This is a genomic window from Algibacter marinivivus (genome assembly GCF_003143755.1).
Lineage (GTDB): Bacteria > Bacteroidota > Bacteroidia > Flavobacteriales > Flavobacteriaceae > Algibacter_B > Algibacter_B marinivivus.
Genome location: NZ_QFRI01000003.1, coordinates 25,573 through 51,819 on the forward strand (window position 1 = coordinate 25,573; position 26,247 = coordinate 51,819).

Below are 26,247 nucleotides of genomic sequence, written 5' to 3' on the forward strand. Positions count from 1 at the left end.
GAAATAAATTTAGTTTTGCGCATTATTTAGATTCCCGATTTCTCAGGAATGACAATTTCAAAGGCAGCTCCAAGACTTAAACTTGGAGCGCTTTTTTTTGAATAAATCTAATCCAATTAATAAGAAAATGAAATTGCATTTAGATAAATATTACAATGCTAAATAAGTGCTTCTTTCAAAATTGTTACAGGATGTTTAGCCTTTCGCTCTGTTCCATCCTTAATTTGATGCCTACAACTTGTTCCGTTTGCAGAAATTATAGTATCATTTGAAGCTTTTCTAACTGCTGGGAATAAGGTTTGTTCACCAATTTTCATACTCACTTTATATTTATCTTTTTCGTAACCAAAACTGCCCGCCATTCCGCAACATCCACTTGGAATAAGTGTTACCTTATAGTTTGTTGGTAAATTTAATACCGAAAAACTTGATAATTGGTTAGCCATAGCCTTTTGATGACAATGCCCATGAAATTTAATTGTTTTAGCCTCTGAAGTGAATTGTTCTCGTGTTATGTGTCCTAATTCAATTTCTTGTTGGATAAATTCTTCTATTAAAAAGGTGTGTTTTGCTATCGCTCCCGCAGAAGTCATATCGTCTGCTAACTTTATATATTCATCTTTAAAAGTTAATATCGCTGAAGGTTCGATACCTATAAGTGGTGTTTCTTCTGAAACTTTATCTTTAAATATTGAAACATTTTTATTTGCAAGACTTTTGGCTTCTTCTAAAAAACCTTTTGATAAATAACTCCTTCCACTTTCTAAATTATCAACAGGAATGACTTTGTAATTTAAAGCTTCCAGAAGTATCAAAGCATCCTTGGCTATCTCAGATTCTAAATAATTTATAAACTCATCTACAAATAAATAAACTGTTTTTATTGGGTTTGGTGTATGATTATTTCCATCTATACAATTTGAAAAATTATTGAAACCAGAAAAAGATTCCGATATTTTGGGCAAACTACGTTCTGGATGAATACCCAAAGCTTTCTTGATAATACCACCAGAAAAGCTATTTTTAAATAAAGCATTGTAAAACTTCGGGACTCGTGAAGCTATCTTATTATATTTAGTAGATTTTGCAAAGAATTTATCTTTAAACTTAAAACCATTCTCTTTTTGGTATTGGTATTGAAATTCTGCTTTCAAACTTGCTACATCAACACTACTTGGGCACTCGCTTGCACATGCTTTACAACTTAAACACAAATCGAAAACATCTTTTAACGCTGCATGATTAAACTTATTAGATTTATCAGAGTTGGTTAAAAACTCTCTTAAAGCATTTGCTCTTGCTCGTGTAGTATCTTTTTCATTTTTAGTAGCTCGATAACTTGGACACATGGTTCCTCCAAATTCTGGTAGTTTTCTGCAATCACCAGAACCGTTGCATTTTTCAGCTTCTCTCAAAATGCCTTGAGATTTTGAAAAATCAAGCAATGTTTCTATTTCTGGCTCTTTTCTATTAGCTTTATAGCGAAGTGATTTATCCATTGGTAAAGCATCAACTATTTTACCAGGATTGAAAATATTATCACTATCAAAAGCTTTTTTTATACGTTTTAAAATATTATAATTTGCCTCTCCAATCATCGAAGCAATAAACTCAGAACGCACTAGTCCATCTCCATGTTCCCCACTCATAGAACCCTTATACTTCTTAACTAATTGAGCAACGTCAGTAGTTATTTTTCTAAACAACTCAACATCTTCGCTTTTCTTTAAATCTAAAATAGGGCGCAAATGAATTTCACCAGCACCAGCATGTGCATAATAAATAGCATCTTGCTTGTAGTTTTTCATGAGTTGTGCAAACTCAGAAATATAATTTGCTAAATCTGGTAATGCTACTGCGGTATCTTCAATACAAGCAACGCCTTTTTTATCGCCAATAATATTTCCTAAAAGACCTAAACCTGCACTTCTTAGTTCAATAGCTTTGTTTATATCATTGCCAAAAAGTTTAGGATATGCATAACTCAACTCTGATTTCTTGATGGTTTCTTCAAGTTTTTTTGCTAACTCCTTTGCTTCTTCTATAGTGTCTGCTTTTACTTCGCACATTAAAATAGCCTTAGGATCGCCTACTATAAATTGTCTATTTTCTTGCTGAGTTTTATTATGTTTTGTACAATCTAAAATGGTTTTATCCATCATTTCACAAGTGTACAAATTATGTTGCATGACAGGTTGAACAGCTTTCATGCAATTTTCTATACTATCAAAATGAGCTGCTACCATAACAGGTTCTTGTGGTGGCAACGTATCTAATTTTAAGGTAATTTGAGTTGTAAATGCTAATGTGCCTTCACTTCCTGAAAGCAATTTACACATATTAAATGCCTCTTGAGTCTCTAAAAAAACATCCGATTTAATTAACTCATCAATTGCATAACCTGTATTTCTTCTGTGTATTTCTGGCTTTGGGAAATGTTCAATAACTTCTTTTTGAATTGATTTAGGCTGTAAAGCTTCAAATATTGTTTTATAAATCTGCCCTTCTAATGAATCATCTTTTATTTTTTCATGAAACGCTTTAGTAGTTATTTCACCAAAAGTAGCTTGACTACCATCGCTTAAAATAACCTCCATTTCTAAAACCTTATCACGTGTTACTCCATATTGAATGGAAGTTGTACCTGATGAATTATTACCCACCATACCACCTATCATACATCTGTTTGATGTTGATGTATTAGGGCCAAAAAACAAACCATAAGGTTTTAAATAATTATTTAAAGCATCACGAACAACACCAGGTTGCACAGTAACAGTTTGTGCTTTTTCATCAAGATTAATAATTTTTGTAAAATATTTTGAAACATCAACTATAATACCCTCACCAACACATTGACCCGCTAATGATGTTCCTGCAGTTCTAGGAATTAAAGACGTCTTATTTTCTTTTGAATATTGGATTAATAACTTAATATCATCTTCATTTTTTGGATACACAACAGCTAATGGCAGTTTTCTATATACTGAAGCATCTGTGGCATAAATAGATTTAATTAAATCATCATGAAACAAATCACCAGAAAGCTTTGATTTTAAGTTATTTAAGAGCATTTATTTGAAAATCTATTATTTATGTAAATATAAAGACAATAATGGCGTTATTTTTGTAAAGTTATTTAGAATATTTAAAAATGGTCTTTTTGTTAGAAATGACCGTATATGATTACGTTGAACTAAAAACATTTTATTTATGAAAAAATTATTTTTATTATCAGTTGCAGTATTAGGTTTTGTTTTTACCTCAAATGCACAAGACATTTCAGAAAATGCTATTGGCCTTCGTTTAGGAGACAGTGATGGTTTTGGAGCTGAAATATCTTACCAACGGGCCTTAGGAGAAAACAATCGTTTAGAGGTCGATTTAGGCTGGAGAGACGGTAACAACTATGATGGTTTTAAACTTGCTGGTTTATACCAATGGGTTTGGAATTTAGATGGTGGTTTTAATTGGTATGCTGGTGTAGGTGGAGGATTAGGCTCTTTTAGCTTTAACAATCCTGGTGGAAAAGACATCTCAGATACATTTATATTCGCAGCTGGTGATATAGGTATTGAATATAATTTTGATATTCCACTATTATTATCATTAGACTTTAGGCCAGAAATAGGTTTTGGTGATGATGACTTTAACAATAATGATTTAGATTTTGATATCGCATTAGGTATTCGTTATCAGTTTTAATTTTTTTTTTGAAAATTTATAAATAGAAAAGCACCTTTGAAAGGTGCTTTTTTTATGAACTCTAATATTAAAGAATCAAACATTTTGCTAAAGTATCTTCATAAATAGCTTCATATTGGGGCACAATAGCATGTAAGTCGAACTTTAAAGCTTCTTTACGTGCATTATCTTTAAAGCTTTTTAAACGTGTGTTATCGCTTAATATATGTATGGCGTTTTTGGACATATCGTCAACATCACCAACATGACTTAAAAAACCAGATGACCCGTTAATATTAACTTCTGGGAGTCCACCACTATTACTAGAAATAACAGGAACTCCTGATGCCATGGCTTCTAGAGCTGCTAAACCAAAACTTTCTGTTTGAGAAGGCAGTAAGAATAAATCACTAAAACATAATATTTTATCTATTTCATTACTTCTTCCGAAGAACACTACTTTATCTAAAATGCCTAATTCTTTACACCTTAACTCTACACTTTCTTTTTCAGGGCCTTCACCAATAAACATGAGTTTTGCTGGCATATCTTTTTGAATATTATAAAAGATGCTAATTACATCTTGAACACGTTTTACTGGTCTTAAATTACTAATGTGCGTAATTATTTTTTCATCATCATTGGCCATCATTCCGCGTTGACAATCTGTAAACCCGTGATTATATTTTTCTAAATCTATAAAGTTTGGGACTACATTGATCTCTTTTTTAATATCAAATAAGCGCAGTGTATCATCCTTTAAACTCTTTGAAACAGTAGTTACTGCATCTGATTTATTGATACTAAATGTTACTGCTGGTTTGTAAAATGGATGACTACCAACTAATGTAATATCCGTTCCGTGTAATGTAGTAACAATAGGCACATAAATACCTTCTTCTTGTAACATCTTTTTTGCCATATATGCCGCATATGCATGAGGAATGGCATAATGTACATGTAATATTTCTATACCATGTAATTTAACCATATCTACCAGTTTGCTAGATAAAGCTAACTCATAAGGCTGGTAATGAAACAATGGATATTCTGGTACGTTTACCTCGTGATAGTGCACATTATTACTAATTAACTCTAAGCGTACTGGCTGATTGTAAGTAATAAAATGTATTTCGTGCCCACGTTTAGAAAGCTCTAAACCTAGTTCTGTAGCTACTACGCCACTTCCTCCAAAAGTTGGATAACAAACAATACCTATTTTCATTTATTAAGTTTTAAGTGCCTAAAGTTTTAAGTACCAAAAGTTTAACTTTAAATACTCTTAACTCATGACTTTAAGTGCTTTAATCTTCTATTGCTTCATAAATTAAGCGTTGAATATCTGTTCTGATATTATGTCTTAGCAATAAATTTTTTCCAGCATGTGGATAGGTTCTATTTGCTAAAAACACATAAACAATTTCTTCTTCTGGATCTGCCCAAGTATAGGTGCCTGTAAAGCCAGAATGCCCAAAACTTGTCATGGATATACAGCCACAAGTTGGTCCTTCATCACCTAATTGAGGTTTATCAAAACCTATCCCTCTTCTATTGTTATCGCCACAATAATAACAAGTATTAAACTTATCAATAGTTTCTGGTTTTAAATAACGTTTTCCACCATAATAGCCTTTTTGCAAGTACATTTGCATAATTTTTGCTACATCATTAGCATTACTAAATACCCCTGCATGACCCCCAACTCCATTTTGCATTGCTGCTCCCATATCATGCACATATCCATGAATTTTTTGATAACGATAATAATCATCAACCTCAGTTGGGATAATTTTTTTACTGCTAATTTTGTAATAGGGATTATACAAAGTATAATTAGCCCCTAACGATTCATAAAAATGAGATTGTACTAACTCATCAAGTGTTCTGTCGTAATGTTGTTCAATAAATTTCTTTAAAATGTAATATGGAAAGTCACTATATCTATAACGCTTACGTTCTAACAACTCAGAGGTTCTAATAATTTCTGGAAGAGAATCTTGATAATCAGTTCTTAAGAATAAGTTTTTAGATACTTCAATATTGAATTTATCACTACGCTCGTACCTATAATATTTTCTACTTGGTTTCTTAGTAATAGTATCTAAAGTATGATAATAAAAAGGTTCCCAGGGTCTTAAACGCGCATAATGAGATAACATACTCTTTAATGTAATATGTGATTTATTTGAATCTTTATATTCTGGTAAAATATTAGGCAGTTTTGTATTTAATGAGACAATGCCTTGCTCTTCAAGTTCCATTAACAAAGGTAAAGTTGATAATATTTTGGTAAGTGAAGCAACATCATAAATATCATCAAAGCCTACTTTTTCTTTTCCTTTATACGTGTGCTTACCAAAATTTTTATTGTAAATAACTTTTCCTTTTCTAGCAACTAATAATTGAATTCCTGGAGTCATCATGGAATCAACTGCTATGTTTGCTACAGAATCAAGCTTTTTTAACTTTTCAGAACTCATACCAACACGTTCTGGTATGGCATAACCTAAGCGTTTAATTTCATTATTATAGATACCTTCTCCTTCTTTAAAATAATTCCCAATAGAAACTGGTAAACTTCCTTTTGAAGGAATAGCACCAAAAATAAGTTGCGCTGATTTACGTTGAGCAATCTCACTATTTTGATAACTAACTACGATGCTTTCAATATTTTCAATAGTTTTTAATTTAGAAAGTGCATACGGTTTAACAAAAGCATCTAAAATCACAGTATGTGTTTGTGATATTTCATGCAACCAAACCAATTCTTTATTGCTGAATTTATAACTTTTCCATGGATTATCATTAGAACGATGAAATCCTATAATAACAGTATTGTAAGGCTTAAGGTTTTTAACTAAAGAATATAAATTATCTGATTCAACAGTATGCACCTTAGCATATTTTTTTAATTCATCAAGAAATGCAGAACCAGAATCATCACCTAGTTTCACATAAGCAATACTTTTAGTTTCTAAGCGCCTAAGTGGTAATAAATCTTTTTCATTTTTTACAACTGTTATAGCATTCTCTATTAATTCTTCATATAAAATATCATCATCAAGCCTATTTAAATCCTTCGATAAATTATAAAGACCTACAGGTTCATAGTTATTAAGGCCAACTTTATATTTTGCTTGTAATATTTTTTTTACTGAATGTTCTAAACGAGCTTCTGTAATTTCACCATTATCATAAGCCTCAATAATTTTTGAAATACCTATTCCAACATCTTCAGACATAAGCATGACATCATTACCTGCTTTAAAAGCTGCTAAATCAATATCTCCACTAGTTGCAAATTTTTTAGTATTATTTCCATCAACGTTAGGTTCAACATAATCTGCAGCACCTTTCATTGTTAATGCATCAGTAAATATGAGACCTTTAAATCCTAATTTTTCTTTTAAAATATCTGTTACAATATGTTTTGATAAAGATGAAGGATAACCATACCGTGCTTCTAAACTAGGTATATTTAAATGTGCAACCATAACACTAGACAAACCTTCTTTAATTAGTTTTTTATAAGGGTAAAGTTCTATTGAATCTATACGCTTTTCGTTAAAGCTTACCGTTGGCAGGGTTTTATGTGAGTCTAACTCAGTATCTCCATGCCCTGGAAAATGTTTTGCATTTGCTAGTACACCTGCACCTTGCATACCTTTCATAAATGCCGATGCTTTCTCTGTTACATTATCTCTATCTTCTCCAAAAGAACGATTTCCAATAATTGGGTTTTTTGGATTCGTATTAATATCTACTACTGGTGCAAAATTAAAATGCACACCTAAACGCTTACAGTGTTCACCAATTTGTTTTCCAGTTTGTTCAACTAACTTATTATCTTTAATGGCACCCAGAGTCATATTCCAAGGAAAAGCATAAGTAGAATCTAAACGCATACTTAGTCCCCACTCTGCATCCATACCAACTAGCATTGGAATTTTTGATAGCGATTGTAACTCGTTATTAAGTCGAGCTTGTCTATTAGGTCCACCGTTTGAATATATAATACCGCCAATATGATGTTTCTTAATAATATCAACAACCTTATTTTTAGTAGCCTGATCTTGATTAGACATTACTTGCATCATATATAATTGCCCTACTTTTTCAGATAAAGTCATTGATGAATAAATACTATCAACCCATTTTTTTTGAGCTTCTACATCTGTTGCTAACAAAGGGTTTTTACTAGATTGACCTGTTACAGGTAATATAAATAAAAGAGAAATTATTATAATATAGATTTGACGCATAAAAGATAAATTAAGGGGAATTAATAGTAATATATTAAATACTAATAATCATGCCAAAATAAGGCTTTTAACAAGAAGATGAAAAGACTTTAAGATAGATTTATAAAGAAGGTTGTGAACAGTTTTTTACTTTATAAAGCGTGCATGCCAACTTTCGCTTGCAGGCACTTCCCAATTTTCATTAAACTCAGCAACGTTGGTTACAAGATTATTAAATACAATCGTCTTTTTTGAAATGGCTTTGTCTTTTGCCATTTTTCTGAAATCTGAAAGTGTTTTGTAAGCAACATACTCACCTTGTTTGTATGACACATTCATTTTATCCATTAAATCAACATCATATTCTTTTTCTAATTGTTGAATAAAATGAACAGAAGCATCTATTGAGCAACCTGTAGCTTTATTTAAATTTTGATTTAAACCAAGGATTATAAAACGTTTGTATTTAATTGAATACCCCGCTTGTAAATCACTACCATGAGCAGTCCAGTTTTCTATGAATATTTTAAGTTTTGACTGAATTTCTTCAAGTTCAACTTCTGAAAACGATCGGTTGGCTTGGTATATCCAAACTCTTGATTCTTCTGGTAAAGTATTAAAGTCTACTAACATAAAACAAGTTAATCAATTGCTTCTAAATATTTTACTACCTTCTTTTTAACATATTTACGCTCACTTAAATCAAACATATTTATTTCTTTATAATAAATATTGAATGACTTATTATAGTTAGATTTTTTCAACAATTTATAACCTTCAAATTGCTCTTTTATTAAAAATGTGTGTGTTTTATCAAAAGCATCTTTTACTTGAAAATATGAAACAGCATCGTTATTAAGTGATACTAGTTCTGCTTCTAATTGTAGGTCATCTTCATTTTTAGGAGCAGGTGGCGGTGGCGTGTTTGCATCTTCATATTCAGCATCATCAATAATTTCGTCTAATTGTTCATCACTAAAAATTGCCATAAACTCAACACCACAAGTAGACACCATTTGTACACCTACTTCTTCTCCTAGCTCCTCAAAATCTCCCATATCACCATTTTTCAAAGCTTCAGAGTCGGCTTTTCGTTTGTTATAACTTTTCAATAAACATAAACCTAAAGCAACTTGCTTTTGATTCATTGTTTTATCATGAGTGAAAGATGCCTTGTCATTTTTAATACATTCACAAGTGTCTTCTGCCATCAGCTGAATAACTTCATCTCTGGTTTTGTCTTGGGCAAAAACGCTTACAACAAAACATAAGCATACTAATAATAATGTGTTTTTTAACATAAATAAAAAATTATAAATCTTGAGCGTTAGCAATTAATTCTGCGACATCCATGACATCAACATCGCTTTCTTTTTCTTTAGCCTTTACACCATCTGTCATCATGGTGTTGCAAAATGGGCATCCTGCTGCAATAATCTCTGGTTTTATCTCTAGAGCTTGTTCGGTACGCTCTATATTTACTTCTTTATCGCCTTTTTCAGCATCTTTAAACATTTGAGCGCCTCCTGCCCCACAACAAAGTCCGTTGCGTTTGCAGTTTTTCATTTCAATTAATTCGGCTTCTAGTTTTTGAATAAGTTCTCTAGGGGCTTCATACACATTGTTTGCTCTCCCTAGGTAACAAGGGTCATGAAATGTAATACGTTTACCTTTGTATTTACCACCTTCTATAGTTAAACGTCCTTCATCAAGTAGTGTTTTTAGAAATGTGGTATGATGCATAACTTCATAGTTTCCGCCTAATTCAGGATATTCGTTTTTAATAGTATTGAAACAATGCGGGCAAGCGGTTACTATCTTTTTTACTTCATAAGCATTTAAAACCTCAATATTTGTTACGGCTTGCATTTGAAATAAAAACTCGTTTCCTGCACGTTTTGCTGGATCTCCAGTGCAACTTTCTTCTGTACCTAAAACTGCAAATTCTACATTGGCTTTGTTCAATAATTTTACAAAGGCTTTGGTTATTTTTTTTGCTCTATCATCAAAACTTCCAGCACATCCTACCCAAAATAATACTTCTGGTTGTTTTCCTTGTGCCATGAATTCAGCCATGGTTGGTACTTTTAGTAATTCGCTCATTGTTTAAAAGTTTAATGCCTACTAAATTTTAAAACCTTGTAGGATGTATGTTGTACGTGCGTTAGGGACTGCAGCGGCATCCTTTTTGCTTTTTCTGCAAAAAGATATAGCGAAAAGCCCGACCCTTTTCGGGTAACGCCCAAGTTATTTTTTATTCGTTTTTCCAATTTAATCTGTCCATTTGATTGTATGGCCATGGTGCGCCATTGTTCTCGATATTTGTCATCATGTTATTGAGTTCGACTGGTGCTGCCGACTGCTCCATAACTAAATAACGACGCATTTCTAGGATGATAGAAAGCGGATCTATACTTACGGGACACGCCTCTACGCATGCATTACAAGATGTACACGCCCAAAGTTCTTCTTTAGTTATATAATCGTCTAGAAGTTGTTTTCCATCGTCTTTAAACTCGCCTTTGTTAGCATCTATGTTTTTACCAACTTCCTCTAAGCGGTCGCGAGTATCCATCATGATTTTTCGTGGCGATAATTTTTTACCTGTTTGGTTTGCAGGACATTCGCTAGTACAACGCCCACACTCTGTACAGGTGTATGCATTTAAGAGTTGTACCCAATTTAAATCTTGAACATCGCTAGCTCCAAATTTTGCAGGGACTTCTTCTTCTGCGCCTTCTGGTGTGGCTGCAAATGGATCTATGTTTGGGTCCATCATCATTTTAACTTCGTTGGTTACTGCTTCCAAGTTATTGAATTGCCCCTTTGGTTTTAAATTGCCATAGAAGGTGTTTGGAAACGCCAATAATATGTGTAAATGCTTTGAAAAATACAGATAATTTAGGAAAATTAATATCCCAACTATGTGTAGCCACCATGCGCCTCTTTCAATAAAATGCAGTGTGCTTTCTGATAATCCTGAAAACCATGGTGCTATGTATTGACTGATAACGTTACCAGAATTCATAGCTTGAAAATCTAAATCGGTTGCATTCATCACTAAAAACAACGTCATTAATACCATCTCGAAATATAGGATGAAATTACCATCGTTTTTTGGCCAGCTTGTCATTTCTGATTTCCAAAAACGTGCCAATTTTAATATGTTTCTACGTACCCAAAATATGATTACTGATATAAAAACTAAAACAGCCAACACTTCGAAAGTGCCTATTAAAAAACCGTAAACTGATATTGGTAATATTTTTAAACCGATGCGATGTGTTCCAAATAAACCGTCGATTATAATTTCCAAAACTTCAATATTAATAATTATGAAACCTACGTAAACTACAACGTGTAAGAATCCAGAAATTGGGCGACGGACCATTTTACTCTGCCCCAAAGCAATCATAGCCATATTTTTCCAGCGCTGTGATTTGTTATCACTAACATCGGTATCTTGACCAAGTTTTATGTTTCGGAATAGTTTTTTTACATTTTTTGCGAAATAACCAATCCCAACAATGAGTATGATTGCAAAAATTATATTTGACAAATAGTTCATATTGATATTTAGTTCTTTAGTCTTCTTTTGGCGCTTCGTATGGAATTTCTTTTTTAGATAAAATACGTCTGTAACGTGCAGGATGTAATTTGATATCTCTTACCAATTCTTCCATTTCTTTTGATGCTGCTTCAAGATTGTTATAAAGTGCTTCATCATGTAAAAGTTTCCCAATAGAACCTTCTCCCTTGTTAATTTTATCACTTATACTGTTGAAGTTTTTAATGGTTTTTTCGAGACTTTTAACCGTTTCTTCCAAATTAGCGTTTGCAAGTTGCTCAGTGGTTTTAGATAGATTTGAAGAAATTTTATCAACATTAGATAATGCGCTATTTAACTTTTCTTCATTATTAGTCATTAACTTATTTAGCGAATTTGAAGTTGCTTTAAAATTATTTATAACATCATTTAAACCAGCAATACTAGCTCTAAGGTTTGCTTTGGTTTTATCATCAAAAACATCATTTAGGTTAGTAAGTAATGAATCTGCACCAACCATCATTACTTCTATTTTTTCTTGCAATGGTGTTAAACGTTGATTTACTAAAGCTGTTAATCCTACTTTTACTGTACCTTGAAGAGTTCCACCATCTTTGGCTTTTTCTGCGCCATCAAAAGCTGGAAGAATGGCTATGGCTTTTCCTCCTATTAAACCTGTTTCGTATAATTCGGCTTTACTATTTTTTGAGAATTCGAAATCGCTGTCTACTAAAAGTTTAATTTTTAGTTTACCAGATCCATCGCCCATAAAGCCTATATCAACAACTTTACCTACTGATAAACCATTTATAGTTACTGGTGTAGAAGGTACTAAACCTTCAACATTATCATAAGTGGTATAAAAAACACGGGAGGAGTCTAAAAGATTTTGACCTTTAAGATAATTGAACCCAAAAATAAAAAGGATAATGCCTAAAAGTACGAGTATGCCAGTTTTAACTTCTTTAGATATTTTCAAATTAGTTGTTTTAGATAAACAAATTTAAGATAAATATAAGAAGAAACCTTTAATTAGATGTGGATTTTAAAGCATCAATTAATGCAATCTTTTTCCCATCTTTAAATGCTACTATAAAACTTGAATTGTAACCTTTACTTCTAGCTTCTTCTTCAAGCTGTTTAGTAACCTCATAATCAGATGTACTACCGTAAAAATATTTATACAAACTGCCTTCTTTTACTCTTGAAATAGTTTTTAATCCTTTGAAATTATAGGATTTTGTTTCAAGTGCTTTTGAACTTGCCGCAATTTGAACTTTGAAAACAACATCATTGTTGCTAATGCTTTTTACTTCAGTATTATTATTCAACTCTACATTACTAAATACAGTTTTTTTTACTCCTATGAATTCTAAATAATCCTTCAAAGCATTAAAAAGAGCCTTAGTCATAATTTTTTTTCCTTTTGTTGAATTTAAAAAATCTTCTTCTTTTTTATGAGTAAGAAATCCTAATTCAACTAACACACTTGGCATATAAGTATAAGCCAAAACATAAAATATATTTTGTTTAACTCCCCTACTTTTTCGCTTTGCGCTTACTTTAAATTCTTTTTCAATTAACGTAGCTAATCTTATACTATTATCAAGATAATCTTCTTGAGCTAATGTAAGACCTAAAAGAGATTCTGGAGAATTTGGGTCAAAACTTTTATAAGTTTCTTTATAATCTTTTTCAAGGAAAATAACTGAATTTTCTCTTTTAGCTACTTCAAGGTTTTGTTTGTTCTTAGTAGGCCCCAATACATATGTTTCAGACCCATAAGCAGTTCCCTTTTTTCCTGGTTGTGCATTACAATGTATAGAAATAAATAAATCAACATCCTTATTATTAGCTACTTTCGCTCTACCATTTAAAGTAGGAAACACATCTTTATCTCTAGTATAAACTACATCTACATAGGCTATATTATCTTCTAACATTTTCCCCAATGCTAATGACACATCTAAAGCGATATCTTTTTCTGTTGTTTTATATCTACCTGTTCCTGGTGTCCCCGAATCTCGCCCACCATGACCAGGATCTATCATGATAACAAACTTGTCGCTATTAGATTGAGCATGAACATTATGTCTTGAAAAAAATGTTAATACTATTATAAAGGATACGAAAAGTAATAAGTTGTTCGTTTTCATGTGGTAATTAATATTTTTTAATCGATGTCTTTTAAATCAGACCAAGGCATCATTTTTGATGCTATTTCATTAGAAGCTTCATGTAAAATTAACGACTAAAAAACTCGGTTTATTTTAATTTTAAATTTTTACTTGAATATTAAATTAATCCCAGAAAAATATATGTAATTTTGACTTTTCAAAAACCGAGCCATACTTTTACAAAAATACATTTAAAAGCGTTGCGTACAAACAACTTTAAAATACTTTTTGCATTAAGTTTTACAGTGTTTATTAACACGTTAAGCTTCTCTCAAGATATCCCAAATAAAGGAAAAACAATTGATAGAACATCAAAGGATAGCTTAGTTACAAAAATTGATAGTCTTCCTATTGCACCTTCTTCAGAAAAAACTCAAGATACTATAGTTAACGATTCTGTGAAGCCTAAAAAAGAGCTTTTAGAAACTATAGTAAAATATCATGCCAAAGACTACACAAGATTTAGTAATAAAAGGCAAAAGCTATATTTATATAATGAAGCCAAGATTGATTATGGCGATATGAATATTCAAGCAGGCAGTATTACTATAGATTATAACAAAAACACTGTTTATGCTAGAGGCATTACTGATACTGTTAGTGGTTATACTCAAAAACCTGTTTTTACCCAAGGAAGTAATGTTGTAGAGCCTGATTCTATTGTTTTTAATACTGAAACACAAAAAGCACTTATTTATAATTCAAAAACAGAACAAGGCGAAGGTACCGTAATATCTGAGACTACAAAAAAGGAAAACGATTCAGTGTACTTCGTAAAAGATGCAAAATATACAACCTCAAAAAATCTTGATGATCCCGAATATTATATAAAACTACGTAAAGCCAAAATTGTTCCTGGAAAAAAAATTGTTACTGGTTTAGCTAATCTCTTCATATATGATGTTCCAACACCTTTAGGATTACCATTTGGTTTTTTTCCACAGAGTGAAAAACAAACCTCGGGTGTTATTATACCAACTTTTGGAGAACAAAATGATCGTGGTTATTTTCTACAAAATGGTGGCTATTATTTTGCAATTAGTGATTATTTAGACTTAGCAGTTTTAGGTGATTATTATACAAATGGAAGTTATGGTGTGCGTTTAGAAAATACGTATGCTAAACGTTATAGATATAGAGGAAATGTAGGTTTCAGGTATGAAAATTTAATTACTAGTGAACGTGGTTTTCCTGATTATGCCATAAGTACTATTTATAATTTGCGTTGGTCTCATAATCAAGATTCTAAAGCTAATCCAAGTTCGCGTTTCTCAGCTTCTGTAAACCTAGGTAGTAGCACCTATTATAGACAATCCATTAATCAGATAAATACAGGGGCATTCTTAAATAATACATTGGCATCATCAGTATCATATTCAAAAACGTTTCAAGGAGAACCACAGGTTAATTTTAGTTTAACGGCTACACACTCTCAAAATACTAATACTGAAAGTATAAATATGACGCTTCCTACTTTTCAAGGAAGTATAAGTAGAATGTATCCTTTTGCATCAAAAACAGGGACAAAAAAGGGCATTGTACAAAACGTAAACTTACAATATAATCTTCGTGCTGAAAATAGAATTCAAACCACAGATTCGTTATTCTTTAAAAAAGAAATGTTTGATGATGCCAAGGCAGGTTTCCAACACTCAATACCGCTAACAACAAATTTTAAGTTATTTAAATATTTTAGTGCTAGTGCTAGTTCAAATTTTAATGAAGTTTGGACATTTAAAACTATTAATAGACGTTTTGATACTACTACTAATGAGACTATAACTGAAGATGTTAATGGTTTTGACTCATTTAGAACTTATAATTTTAGTACCAGTATAGGAACCACTATTTATGGTATGTTTAATTTTGAAAAAGAAGGTGAAGACAGGAAAATAAAGGCCATTAGGCATGTAATAAGGCCATCCATTAGCTATAATATTAATCCTGCATTTGATCGTTATTATGACACTTATGAAGGTGATGAAATTATAGATGCAGATGGAACAACAAGAAGAGAAATAGAAGAATATAGCCGTTTTGAAGGTGGTATTTTTGGAGTGCCCAACAAAAACTTTTCAAGTACAATGGGGATATCTGTGTCTAATAACCTTGAAGCAAAAGTTAGAGATCGGGACAGTACTGCAACTGAAGCTAAAAAAATTATTTTATTAAACAATTTAAACTTCTCAACTTCATATAATTTTGCTGGAGACTCTTTAAAATGGAGTCCAGTTAGGATGAGCGGTGGTACTCAATTGTTTAAAAATAAAATGAGTATAAACTTTGGAGCTACCTTAGATCCTTATGCTTTAGATAATAACAACAGAAGAATTGATAAGTTTAATATTGATAACGGAGGAAGTTTATTCAGGTTAACAAGTGCAAACTTAAATGCAAGTTGGGCTTTCTCAAGTAGTGATGGAAAAAACAAAAAAAACGATAAAGATTCTGGTATTCAAGAAAATGTACGTAGTGGTGGACGAGCCGATGATCTATTTGGTGTTTCAGAAGATTTTGCAAATCAACAAATTAATGGCAAAGACAAAGAAGAAGAAAAACCAAGCGATTTATATAAGTATAGAATACCCTGGAACTTTAGAGTAGCATATGCTGTAAATTATTCTAATAGTAGTAGACAAAATGAAATTTCTTCTCATTCTCTTATGTTTTCTGGAGATATTGAGTTATCGCCCAAGTGGTCTATAGGTGGCTCTTCTGGTTATGACTTAAAAAATGCTGGATTCACCTATACCCAGTTACGTTTTGAACGCGACTTGTTAAGTTGGCGAATGAATTTTAGTTGGGTTCCATTTAGCACAAGAAGTTCTTGGAATTTCTTTATTGGTATAAAATCTAGTATACTTAAGGATCTTAAATACGAGAAACGTAGACAACCAGATATTCAATTATAATATAGATTTTTTTGTTTCTCAACTTTTTATAAAAACATTTAAACTTCAATCAAATGAAAAAAGTAATAACTACCAAGAATGCTCCAGCTCCAATCGGACCATATAATCAAGCCATTTTAAATGGTAACACATTATACACTTCAGGACAAATAGCTATAAACCCTGATACTAACGAATTAGTTTTAGATAATATTAAATCTGAAACAAAACAAGTAATGCAGAATCTACAAGCTGTATTAAAAGCTGCTAACATGACTTTTGAACATGTAATAAAATCAACAATTTTTATTAGTAATATGGGTGATTTTAGTTTAATAAATGAAGTATATGGTAGTTATTTTAATGATGAAAATGCTCCTGCTAGAGAAACTGTGCAAGTTGCAAGATTACCAAAAAATGTAAATGTTGAAATTAGTATAATTGCAGTGAATTAGTAAAAAACCAACCCCTAAGAGTTTATTTTTGAAAACTTAACGAGTAAGTCTTTTAGTTTTTCAACATCAAGAGGTTTAGTTAAAAAACCATCAATACCAGCACGTTTAGCCTTTTCAATATCTTTTTCAAAAGCACTTGCTGAAACCCCAATTATGGGTGTTTTTTGAGCTAAATACTTTTCAGTTTCTTTAATAAATTTTGTGGCTTCATATCCATCCATATCTGGCATGTATATATCCATGAAAATCATATCAAAATCTAGAATTTTATAGAGGTCAACAGCTTCTAAACCATTTTTTGCAAAAGTACAATCGGCGCCTTGTCTTTCAAGCAAGAACTTTATAACTTTTTGATTCATTCGATTATCCTCAGCCACTAATACATTAAATTTTTCAGATAATATAGGTTGCTGAACTTCTTCAACAGGTTTAATATTTAGTGTCTTTTTTAACTGCAAACTAAAATAGAATGTAGAGCCTTCATTTTCTTTACTTTCTAATTTTAACTCGCCACCCATGGCATCTACTAATTTATGAGAAATTGAAAGTCCCATGCCTGCACCTCTATAATGTTTCAAAATAGAATTATTATAAGCATGCTCTGGGTTATTAAAAATATGTTTAGCATCATTAGGTTTCATACCAACTCCTGTGTCCTTGATATAAAATGTTATAATTTGATCATTATCAATACCAACTGATTGATCAACAATAATTGATATTTTTCCTGCGTTAGTGAATTTGATAGCGTTGTTTATTAAATTAATCAAAACTTGCTGAATCTTAGACGCGTCTCCCAATACTAAAAATTTACCTTTTTCTTCAGATATAAATTTATATTCAAAATCTAAACCTTTTTCCCAAGCTTGATATTCAAACACTTTAAAGAGTTTAGATAATTCTGATTTCAAATCAACAGTTATTAAATCAAGTTTAATATCAGAATTATTTACTTCTGCATTATCAGTAACCATATTTACCAACTGTAATAGATGTTTTGAAGAATATTCAGCAATTTCAACTTGAGCAGTTTGGTCACTATCTAATTCAGTTTGTTTTAGCATGTTAAGCATACCTAAAACGGTATTTAAAGGCGTTCTAACTTCATAACTCATGTTAGATAAATAAATAGAATTATGATTTGCAAATTCTTCAGCTGTCTCTAGACTTTCTTTTAATTCGTTAACCCTTAGTCTTAAGTTAGTTTTAATAAGCTCATTCTTTAGCTGGTTTTTAAGAAAAAATTGTAAAACAAAAACTTGAATAATAGCTAATATGAACAGAAAAACAGCAGCGCTTTCAGCATATATTTTTTTCTCTAAAAAGAAGTATCCAATAATTAATATAGCAGCTATAGATACAAAAATGAAAAAGGATAATTTCTTCTTCATTTTCATATTTTTAATAGATTTTGGGATGATCTTCATTCTATAGAGAGCTTTTAACAAACTTATCTATAATAATATTAATTAACAAAAGTATTAGGTTTATAAATTATACTTACAACTTGTTTACAAACAAAAAAAGTGGGAAGTCCCACTTTTATAATCAGTATATTAATTTTTAACTATAAATCTTTGGTATGGAAAGGGACTAATCCGTCAATTGGACGTCTTTCAAAATTACCAACCTTAAATCCCATTTCATCAGCTACTTCTTTTATTTCTTTTTGAGCAAAGAAAGCTATAGATCCAGCAAAATGAACTGGAACAGTTTTAAGTTCTTCCCGATATTGAAAAATCATGTTTTTTGCAAAAACTCTAATACCATCTTTAATAAGGTTTATAGTATATTCTGAATCTTTATGCAAAAACATAAACTCAGCAAAGTTTGCTAAATAAGCATTAGGACTGGGTTGTTTATATAAATTATATTTTATAAAGTCTGCCTCCATATTGTATTTTGCTCCAAAAGCAATTCTAACATTTTCTGGCATATGATTAAAATAGTAATCTTTAATTAATTGTTTTCCATAATAATTTCCAGAAGCGTCATCCATCAAAGTATAGCCTAATGAAATAACACGTTGATGCAACGTTTCACCATCATAATAACTACAGTTAGAGCCAGTACCTAAAATACAAACTACAGCGGCTTCTTTAGGATGGTTTATTGTAGCATAAACTGCAGCTAAAGTATCTTCATTTACTTCTATATGTGCATTAGTAAATATCTGACTTAAAACCCCACTTAACAACTCTCTGGCATTATCAGTACCACAACCAGCACCATAGAAAAACACATGAGTTACTTCGTTTTTATGAGCCTTTAATTCTGTGCTTTTTTTAATTATTTTATGCAGTTTTTTTTCAGATAGAATAGCTGGATTAAGGCCTTTTGTTCGGATTTTATCCATTAATTTATTCCCATTATTATCTACAGCTAACCAATCTGATTTTGTAGAACCACTATCAACAATTAAAATCATAAGTTTATATATAAAAAATCCACAGCATTACTCTATAAGAATAATACTGTGGAATATATTAATAATTTATTATAATGAACCAATATGTTGAGCTAAATCAACTAATTTAGTTGAATAACCAAACTCATTATCATACCAAGATACTAATTTGATGAAACCATCATTTAATGCCATACTTGCATTAGCATCGAAAGTACTAGTTTTTGGTTCAGATACAAAATCCTGTGATACCACACCTTCTTCAGTATATCCTAAAACACCATTTAATTCATTTTCAGAAGCATCTTTTAAAGCGCCTTTAATCTCATCCCAAGAAGCTGGATTCTCTAAACGACAAGTTAAATCTACTACAGATACATCAACAGTAGGTATTCTAAAAGCCATACCTGTTAATTTACCATTTAATTCAGGAATTACTTTACCAACAGCTTTAGCTGCTCCAGTTGAAGCTGGTACAATATTATTTAAAGAAGCTCTTCCTAGTCTGTAATCTTTTTTGGAAACACCATCTACAGTTGATTGAGTTGCTGTAGCAGCGTGAACTGTTGTCATTAAACCTTCAGCAATTCCGAATTTATCATTAATTACTTTAGCTAATGGTGCTAAACAGTTAGTAGTACAAGATGCATTAGAAACAATAGTATCGCTTGCTGTAATTTTATCATGATTAACACCCATTACAAACATTGGCGCATCAGCAGAAGGTGCAGAAATTGCAACCTTTTTAGCCCCAGCAGTAATATGTGCTTGTGCTTTGTCTAAAGTTGTAAAGATACCTGTACAGTCTAAAACAACATCTGCTCCTACAGCATCCCATTTTAAATCTTCTGGGTTACGCTCAGCAGTTACTCTTATTGTGTTTCCGTTTACAATTAAGTTCCCATCTTTTGTATCAATGGTACCATCAAACTGTCCGTGAACAGAATCGAACTTTAATAAGTATGCTAAATGATCTACATCTAATAAATCATTAATCCCTACTACTTCAATATCATTTGATCTAGAAGCTGCTACTCTAAAAGCAATTCTACCTATTCTTCCAAATCCGTTAATTCCAATTTTTAATTTTGACATAATCGTGTTTATAAATGTTAAGTGCTCATGATATCTGAGACACGCAATAATTCTAAATTTATTTTTGTTTTTCCTTTAATTGCATTATCTAATGGTGTAAGCTCCATTTTTCCGTTTAGTAAGCCAACCATATAATTGGTTTGACCATTTAACATAGATTCAACAGCTTTTACACCCATTCTACTGGCTAATACTCTATCAAAACATGAAGGTGCTCCTCCGCGTTGCATATGACCTAGAACTGATACTCTTACATCGTACCCATCCATGTTTTGATCGACATAGTCTTTTAATTCAAAAATGTTTTTTCCAATTTTATCACCTTCAGCAACTATTACAATACTCGAAGATTTTCCTGATTTTCTACTTCTACGCAAAGATTCAACTAATCTATCAAGACCTAAATCTTCTTCAGGTATTAAAATCTCTTCAGCACCACCAGCTATTCCTGCATTCAATGCAATATGACCAACATCACGCCCCATAACTTCAATAAAAAACAATCTATTATGTGAACTTGCTGTATCTCTAATTTTATCAATAGCTTCTACTACCGTATTTAGTGCTGTATCAAATCCAAGTGTGTGAGAAGTACCAAATATATCGTTATCTATAGTACCAGGGATACCCATTACTGGGAAGCCAAACTCCTGATTAAATATAAGTGCTCCAGTAAAAGAACCATCTCCACCTACAACAACTAAACCTCCAATTCCGGCATCCACTAAAGCTTGATGTGCTTTAACTCTTCCTTCTTTAGTTCTAAATTCTTTGGATCTAGCAGATTTAAGTATTGTTCCGCCTTTATTTATAATTCCCTTTACACTTCTGGCCCCCATTTGTTTGAAATCCCCTTCCATAAGGCCTTCATAGCCTCTGTAAACTCCAACACATTCAACGTTATGGTAAGCACACGATCTAACTACAGAACGTATAGCGGCATTCATCCCTGGAGAATCTCCTCCAGATGTTAAAACTGCTATTTTTTTTATTGCTTTAGACATTAATTTCTTAGTTTAATAAGGTAAAACTACTAAACAAAACCCATATATCTATAGCATTTGAAGTAAATTAATCACTCTACTAAAACTATAACGTTTTAGTTGATAAAAAAAAGTTAATACTGTGAAAAACAGAGTAAAAAAGTGACTATTTTTTTGATGAAGACTTAAATGAAATGAATTCTGGAGTGGATTTTTCGTCTTCATTTTCTGTAGTTTCTTCTAATACTTTTTCCTCCTTATCCTTCTTTTTAAAAAGTTTATTTATGAGCTCTTTAAAAGTATCAAAATCTACATTATAGGAAAGCCCTATTCCTTGTGTATAACCTATAGCTTCACCAAAATTTCTGATACTATTTTCTCTATTAAATACTTTGGCTGTAAGCGTTCCTTCTTCATTCAATAAAAAATCAATTTCCACATCACCAGCTATTACTGTTTCTGTTGCTCCTCCAACAGGAACCCCAACTTTTCCATTTATCAAAACACGGTCGCTTATTTGGGTTTGCAACGTTACACCAAACCTATCATCAGTCTGATAATCTGGCCTGTTTTGACCTGCTTCATAATTTAAACCTACATTGACTTTACTATCACCTGATGTGAAAATACCATTGATTATTCCATTTAGTCGTTCCGCAATTGTTCCAGAGGCATTTAAATCATTAAGTCCACTGGAAAACGATCCTGTGGATACTAAAAATAAAGCTTGTTGATCACGTTCATCTTTAGATTCTAAACGATAGTTAAGCTCAGACTTAATTGTAGAATTCACATTAGGAAAATCAAAACTAAATTCAGGTTTTGGTTGTTCTAAATCTCCTGTGATAGCAATATTTAATTCAACAGGTATACTTCTATTTATTGGGTTATCAAGTAATGGCGAAGGGTTAGCTTGTGTTTTATATATAGCTAACATATCAATTTGTGCTTTTAATGGATCACCTTCCCAAGCTATTGTCCCACCAGGTTGTACAATAAATTGTTTTTGTATTAAGCCCCCATAAGCAAAATTATAAACACCCTCAAATACAGCAAAATCACCCCACATATCAAACTTACCATTTGTATTTATTTCTACTAAAAGGCCTCCTCTTCCTCGTCCTTTTAATGAATGCCCCGTATTTTTGTCAATAATAATTTCTACCTCAGCATCTTCTGTAACATCTAAATCAAAATCTAGTTCTAGACCTTTTATTTCTTCAAATACAACTTCTTTTCCTTTTTTTCTAGCCTCTTTTTCTTCTTTGGTGATAAAATGTATATAGGTGTTATCACCAAATGATTCAGCATCGCTTAATGGAATTTTAAAAACCGTACCCCTTTTAGTTTCGCCAACAACATTTATAACAAGCTGTTCTGTAGGTCCTGATATACTTGCTCTTCCTCCAATAAATCCAGTTCCATAATACAATGATTCTTCAGTTTCTTTGGTATCTAAAACTAGTAAACGAGGTGTTTCAATATTTAATCCTAAACTCCAATTAGAGAAATTAACATGACTTAAAGTACCATCTAATATTCCTTTTGAATTAAATTTTGTATCTGTTAATCTGATGCTATTAAATATGAACGTTTGATTTTTTAAAGTAACCGATGCATTCGTATTAAAATCATAATCTACATTAAGATATGGAATACCCAAACCACCACTTTTAAGAAGTAATTCCCCATTTATATTGGGCCTATTAAGGTCTCCTACAACTTTTACATTCCCATTGGCTTCACCTCTTATATCAGATAAAACCCCATCTAATAGTGGATTTAAAGGAAACAAATTAAACGCATTAAAATCTAAAGTCACATCAATTTTAGATTGCCTTCCAGAAACTGAGATATCTCCCTTAGCACTAAAAGATCTTGTGATATCATTTTTAATATTAGCATCTACTTTATAATTTGTGAGTGATTCGTTTCCTGTTATAGTAGCATCAAAGGAACCTAAAGGAAAATCATTAACCTCGAAATCATCTATAACTATCGTTGAATTTGGAAGATAACTCCCGTTTTTTTGAAGTAAATCGAGCTTACCATTTACATTTCCTGCAAGAGATAAGCTATCTATATCTGGCAATATTTTAGCTAAATCTACATTTGTGAAATTTAACTTAATATCTTTTTGAGTAGAGTCTTTTATAAAGCCTGAGAGTTTTATCTCTTCATTTTTATGATTTACTCTAAACTTATCAATATTAAATTTAGTAAGTTTTTTATCAAAAGAAATTTTATGAAATTTATCTTGATTTTCATTAATCAACCATTTATTATCTTTTATTGTGATATCAGATTGTTTAAAGCCAATAACTGATTCATTCTCTTTATTTATGGTATGAAAAAAACTTAAATTATAAATATCATTATTACGCTTGCCTCCATTAAATTCTGAACGCATAAATAACGTATCATTTACTGTTACGTTTATTAAATTAAACTTTGAAACATCGTAATATTTGGTATTTAAGCTATCTATTTCAACATAAGTATTAAATAGTGGGTTACTATTATCAACTTGCAACTCTATATTATTTGCAAAGTTTTCTAGGTATTTAATTTTAGGCGATTTAAAAGTGAGTTTAAAATTTTCTTCTGCACTTTCAACCCGACCTCTTATAAATGTGTTTTTCCCTAACTCAACTTCAGGAAAAACAACTTCTACAATTTTATTATATATTCTAAAATTAAAATCGATGCTTTGATTTGTATCTACTTCATGTGGGATATAATTGGTATAGATATGCCCAATAGAATTTTCAAATAATTTCTTTAAATCTTTAAGAAAAAAGCGTCCTTTTAATTCACCTTCAATAATATCTGGAGAATTAAATTCTACATAACGAATATCATCTTCAAATCTAGAAGACACATCAAACCTATTAAACTTATAGGTATCGTTTTCATTTTTATAGGTAGTATTCCTAAATGATATTTTACCGTGCGCATCATCAAGACTACTACTATTCATATTCATCTTAACTTTACTCTTAAAAATAGAGATACTGTCTTTCTTGACGAAATTAAGTGTATTTAGGTTTGCATAATCAACTACTGCTTCAAAATCATATTTTCTAATAGCTTCAGAAAAGTCAATTAGTCCCGTAAAATTAAGTTGAAGGTTTTTATCGTTAACATTCAGATTTCCATCAAAAATTCTATTCTTAACGTTACCAGCTACTTTTACATGATTATAATTGTAATCATTATAAACCAATTCAAAAACTTCACCTTTAACTTGGGTATTAATTTTTTCAGCTGTAAACCCTTTTCCATTCACATCAAAATCTAAAGAAGCAACACCTACTTTTGGATCATTCAAAAAGACACCAAAATCGAAGGTTTCAAAAATAACTTTACCCTTATAATCTGCGTTATCAATATCATTAATCTTAGTGATTTCTAAATTAGAATCTACAAAACCTAACTCCGTATCAATTTCAATATCAGCTAATACTTTAGTTGAAGTAACTTGCGAATTACCTCTTATTGTAAAATAACCTAATCTATCAAAAGACGTTGGAATAGCAGCACCAAGAACATTAGGCAATAAGGCTTTTAAATCTTTGTATGTTGATGATAAATTACTAAAATCACCATTCATATAAAAATCATCTGCTGCTTTACTAAATAAGTTTTTAAAATTTATATCGCCGTAAACTCTTGTTCTGTAATTTGAATTTAATTTTAAGTTTTCAGCATGTAAATCGTTTAAAGTTCCTGATAAATCTGCACTAAATTTTGCAGATTGGTTAATACCAAATTCATTATAAAATGTATTAAGTTCATCTAGCAAAACATTAGAATCTCTAAAACTAGCATCAACCTTTACTTTATCAACAAAATATTGTAAATCTTCGCGTTCATATGAAAATTTCAAATCCCCCTTTAAAGTAGAACCAGGGGTTTTTATTTGAAGGTTAGCAAAAGTCATATCCTGTAAAGTATATGCAAAATTTGTCATCATATTTTTTACTTCCACCCCTCTGCTGTCTTTAAAAGAAAGTGTATTTATTCTTGCACTTACATCACTACCATTTATAAGAAAGTTGGTAGCATTAATATTCAAATCGTTAAAATGAAGTACTTTTTCTGTTTCCTTATTTTCATCAGAAAGCATAAATAATCCATCGTAAATCGAGACATCACTTGATGACAATAAAAAACTACTTTTCCCTGTCCTTGGATTATCATCTTCAAATCTATCAACAAAAACATCTAGATTAGTATCCTTAGAGCCTTTATAAGTTTTAATATTAAAAATGAGATTTTCAATATCTATATCTCCAAAAACTAAATTTCCATTGTATAAATTTCTAAAGCTTAAAATTGAAGTATTTAATTCTTGAATACTAATTAGCGTGTCTTTTTTATAATCTTCAATGTAAATATTCTTAATTTCTACATCGCCATTAAACTGCAAACTAACTTTATCTATGTTAATATTAGTTTTAAAATCTTCATTAAGTCGCTTAGTTGCATATTTACCAAGACTTGTTTGAACAGCAGGAATGGAAAGCACCAACACCAAAATGATGAATAACAATAGTAGAATCCCTACTATTTTTGATAGTATTTTTAGAAATTTTTTGATGTCCTTAAAGATATAACTTATAATAGAATAAACTACTTTTCCTTAGATGACACTTATTTAAAAATATCTGTCCAAGGTAAACTACATTTACTTTCTTACTCCTCTATTGTAAAATAAATGAGTAGTTTTGTAATTACGAGTAAAAGTAACGTTTGAGATGTTTA

At 31.1% G+C, this 26,247-nt stretch carries 17 protein-coding genes; 3 read left to right on the forward strand and 14 right to left on the reverse strand.

Going from position 1 to position 26,247, the window contains the following annotated elements; translation table 11 throughout:
• Positions 1-158: 158 nt before the first annotated feature.
• Positions 159-3,074: an FAD-binding and (Fe-S)-binding domain-containing protein gene (locus DIS18_RS11735; protein ID WP_109353274.1), complete on the reverse strand. Its 2,916-nt coding sequence runs from the start codon at positions 3,072-3,074 to the stop codon at positions 159-161.
• Between the two features lie 139 nt (positions 3,075-3,213).
• On the opposite strand from DIS18_RS11735, the gene DIS18_RS11740 reads away from it, so the two are divergent.
• Positions 3,214-3,705 carry a hypothetical protein gene (locus DIS18_RS11740; protein WP_109353275.1) on the forward strand — a complete coding sequence of 164 codons (492 nt, stop codon included), beginning with the start codon at positions 3,214-3,216 and terminating at the stop codon, positions 3,703-3,705.
• Between the two features lie 67 nt (positions 3,706-3,772).
• Here DIS18_RS11740 and bshA read toward each other — a convergent pair whose 3' ends face one another.
• The 8 genes from bshA to DIS18_RS11780 all read right to left on the reverse strand — a co-directional run bounded on the left by bshA (position 3,773) and on the right by DIS18_RS11780 (position 13,628).
• Complete coding sequence (bshA, locus tag DIS18_RS11745) at positions 3,773-4,909, reverse strand: N-acetyl-alpha-D-glucosaminyl L-malate synthase BshA (protein ID WP_109353276.1); 1,137 nt, start codon at positions 4,907-4,909, stop codon at positions 3,773-3,775.
• Between the two features lie 79 nt (positions 4,910-4,988).
• Positions 4,989-7,946, reverse strand: coding sequence for a serine hydrolase domain-containing protein (locus tag DIS18_RS11750; RefSeq protein ID WP_109353277.1), 2,958 nt, complete (start codon positions 7,944-7,946; stop codon positions 4,989-4,991).
• A gap of 126 nt (positions 7,947-8,072) precedes the next feature.
• Positions 8,073-8,558 (reverse strand): ABC transporter ATPase, encoded by a 486-nt coding sequence (locus DIS18_RS11755; RefSeq protein ID WP_109353278.1) that lies wholly within the window; start codon positions 8,556-8,558, stop codon positions 8,073-8,075.
• An 8-nt stretch (positions 8,559-8,566) separates the two neighbouring features.
• Positions 8,567-9,226 (reverse strand): hypothetical protein, encoded by a 660-nt coding sequence (locus tag DIS18_RS11760; RefSeq protein WP_109353279.1) that lies wholly within the window; start codon positions 9,224-9,226, stop codon positions 8,567-8,569.
• Positions 9,227-9,236: 10 nt separating this feature from the next.
• Positions 9,237-10,028 carry a (Fe-S)-binding protein gene (locus DIS18_RS11765; protein WP_109353280.1) on the reverse strand — a complete coding sequence of 264 codons (792 nt, stop codon included), beginning with the start codon at positions 10,026-10,028 and terminating at the stop codon, positions 9,237-9,239.
• 151 nt (positions 10,029-10,179) lie between these two features.
• A complete protein-coding gene (locus tag DIS18_RS11770; protein WP_109353281.1) occupies positions 10,180-11,493 on the reverse strand; it encodes a 4Fe-4S dicluster domain-containing protein in 1,314 nt (437 codons plus the stop codon).
• A 16-nt stretch (positions 11,494-11,509) separates the two neighbouring features.
• Positions 11,510-12,451 (reverse strand): MlaD family protein, encoded by a 942-nt coding sequence (locus DIS18_RS11775; protein WP_109353282.1) that lies wholly within the window; start codon positions 12,449-12,451, stop codon positions 11,510-11,512.
• 49 nt (positions 12,452-12,500) lie between these two features.
• Positions 12,501-13,628: an N-acetylmuramoyl-L-alanine amidase family protein gene (locus DIS18_RS11780; RefSeq protein WP_109353283.1), complete on the reverse strand. Its 1,128-nt coding sequence runs from the start codon at positions 13,626-13,628 to the stop codon at positions 12,501-12,503.
• 170 nt (positions 13,629-13,798) lie between these two features.
• Here DIS18_RS11780 and DIS18_RS11785 point away from each other — a divergent pair, with 170 nt between their 5' ends.
• Both DIS18_RS11785 and DIS18_RS11790 read left to right on the forward strand, forming a co-directional pair.
• Positions 13,799-16,561, forward strand: coding sequence for a putative LPS assembly protein LptD (locus DIS18_RS11785; protein WP_109353284.1), 2,763 nt, complete (start codon positions 13,799-13,801; stop codon positions 16,559-16,561).
• Positions 16,562-16,614: 53 nt separating this feature from the next.
• Positions 16,615-16,995, forward strand: a complete 381-nt coding sequence (locus tag DIS18_RS11790; protein ID WP_109353285.1) for a RidA family protein — start codon at positions 16,615-16,617, stop codon at positions 16,993-16,995.
• Between the two features lie 14 nt (positions 16,996-17,009).
• On the opposite strand, the gene DIS18_RS11795 is transcribed toward DIS18_RS11790, so the two are convergent.
• The 5 genes from DIS18_RS11795 to DIS18_RS11815 all read right to left on the reverse strand — a co-directional run bounded on the left by DIS18_RS11795 (position 17,010) and on the right by DIS18_RS11815 (position 26,035).
• On the reverse strand, positions 17,010-18,386 hold the full coding sequence (locus tag DIS18_RS11795; RefSeq protein WP_181364046.1) for a response regulator: 1,377 nt from the start codon (positions 18,384-18,386) through the stop codon (positions 17,010-17,012).
• 176 nt (positions 18,387-18,562) lie between these two features.
• A complete protein-coding gene (locus DIS18_RS11800) occupies positions 18,563-19,423 on the reverse strand; it encodes an N-acetylglucosamine kinase (RefSeq protein WP_109353287.1) in 861 nt (286 codons plus the stop codon).
• 69 nt (positions 19,424-19,492) lie between these two features.
• Positions 19,493-20,497, reverse strand: coding sequence for a type I glyceraldehyde-3-phosphate dehydrogenase (gap, locus tag DIS18_RS11805; protein WP_109353288.1), 1,005 nt, complete (start codon positions 20,495-20,497; stop codon positions 19,493-19,495).
• A 17-nt stretch (positions 20,498-20,514) separates the two neighbouring features.
• A complete protein-coding gene (gene pfkA / locus DIS18_RS11810; protein ID WP_109353289.1) occupies positions 20,515-21,501 on the reverse strand; it encodes a 6-phosphofructokinase in 987 nt (328 codons plus the stop codon).
• A 145-nt stretch (positions 21,502-21,646) separates the two neighbouring features.
• Positions 21,647-26,035 carry a translocation/assembly module TamB domain-containing protein gene (locus DIS18_RS11815; RefSeq protein ID WP_109353290.1) on the reverse strand — a complete coding sequence of 1,463 codons (4,389 nt, stop codon included), beginning with the start codon at positions 26,033-26,035 and terminating at the stop codon, positions 21,647-21,649.
• Positions 26,036-26,247 lie beyond the last annotated feature (212 nt).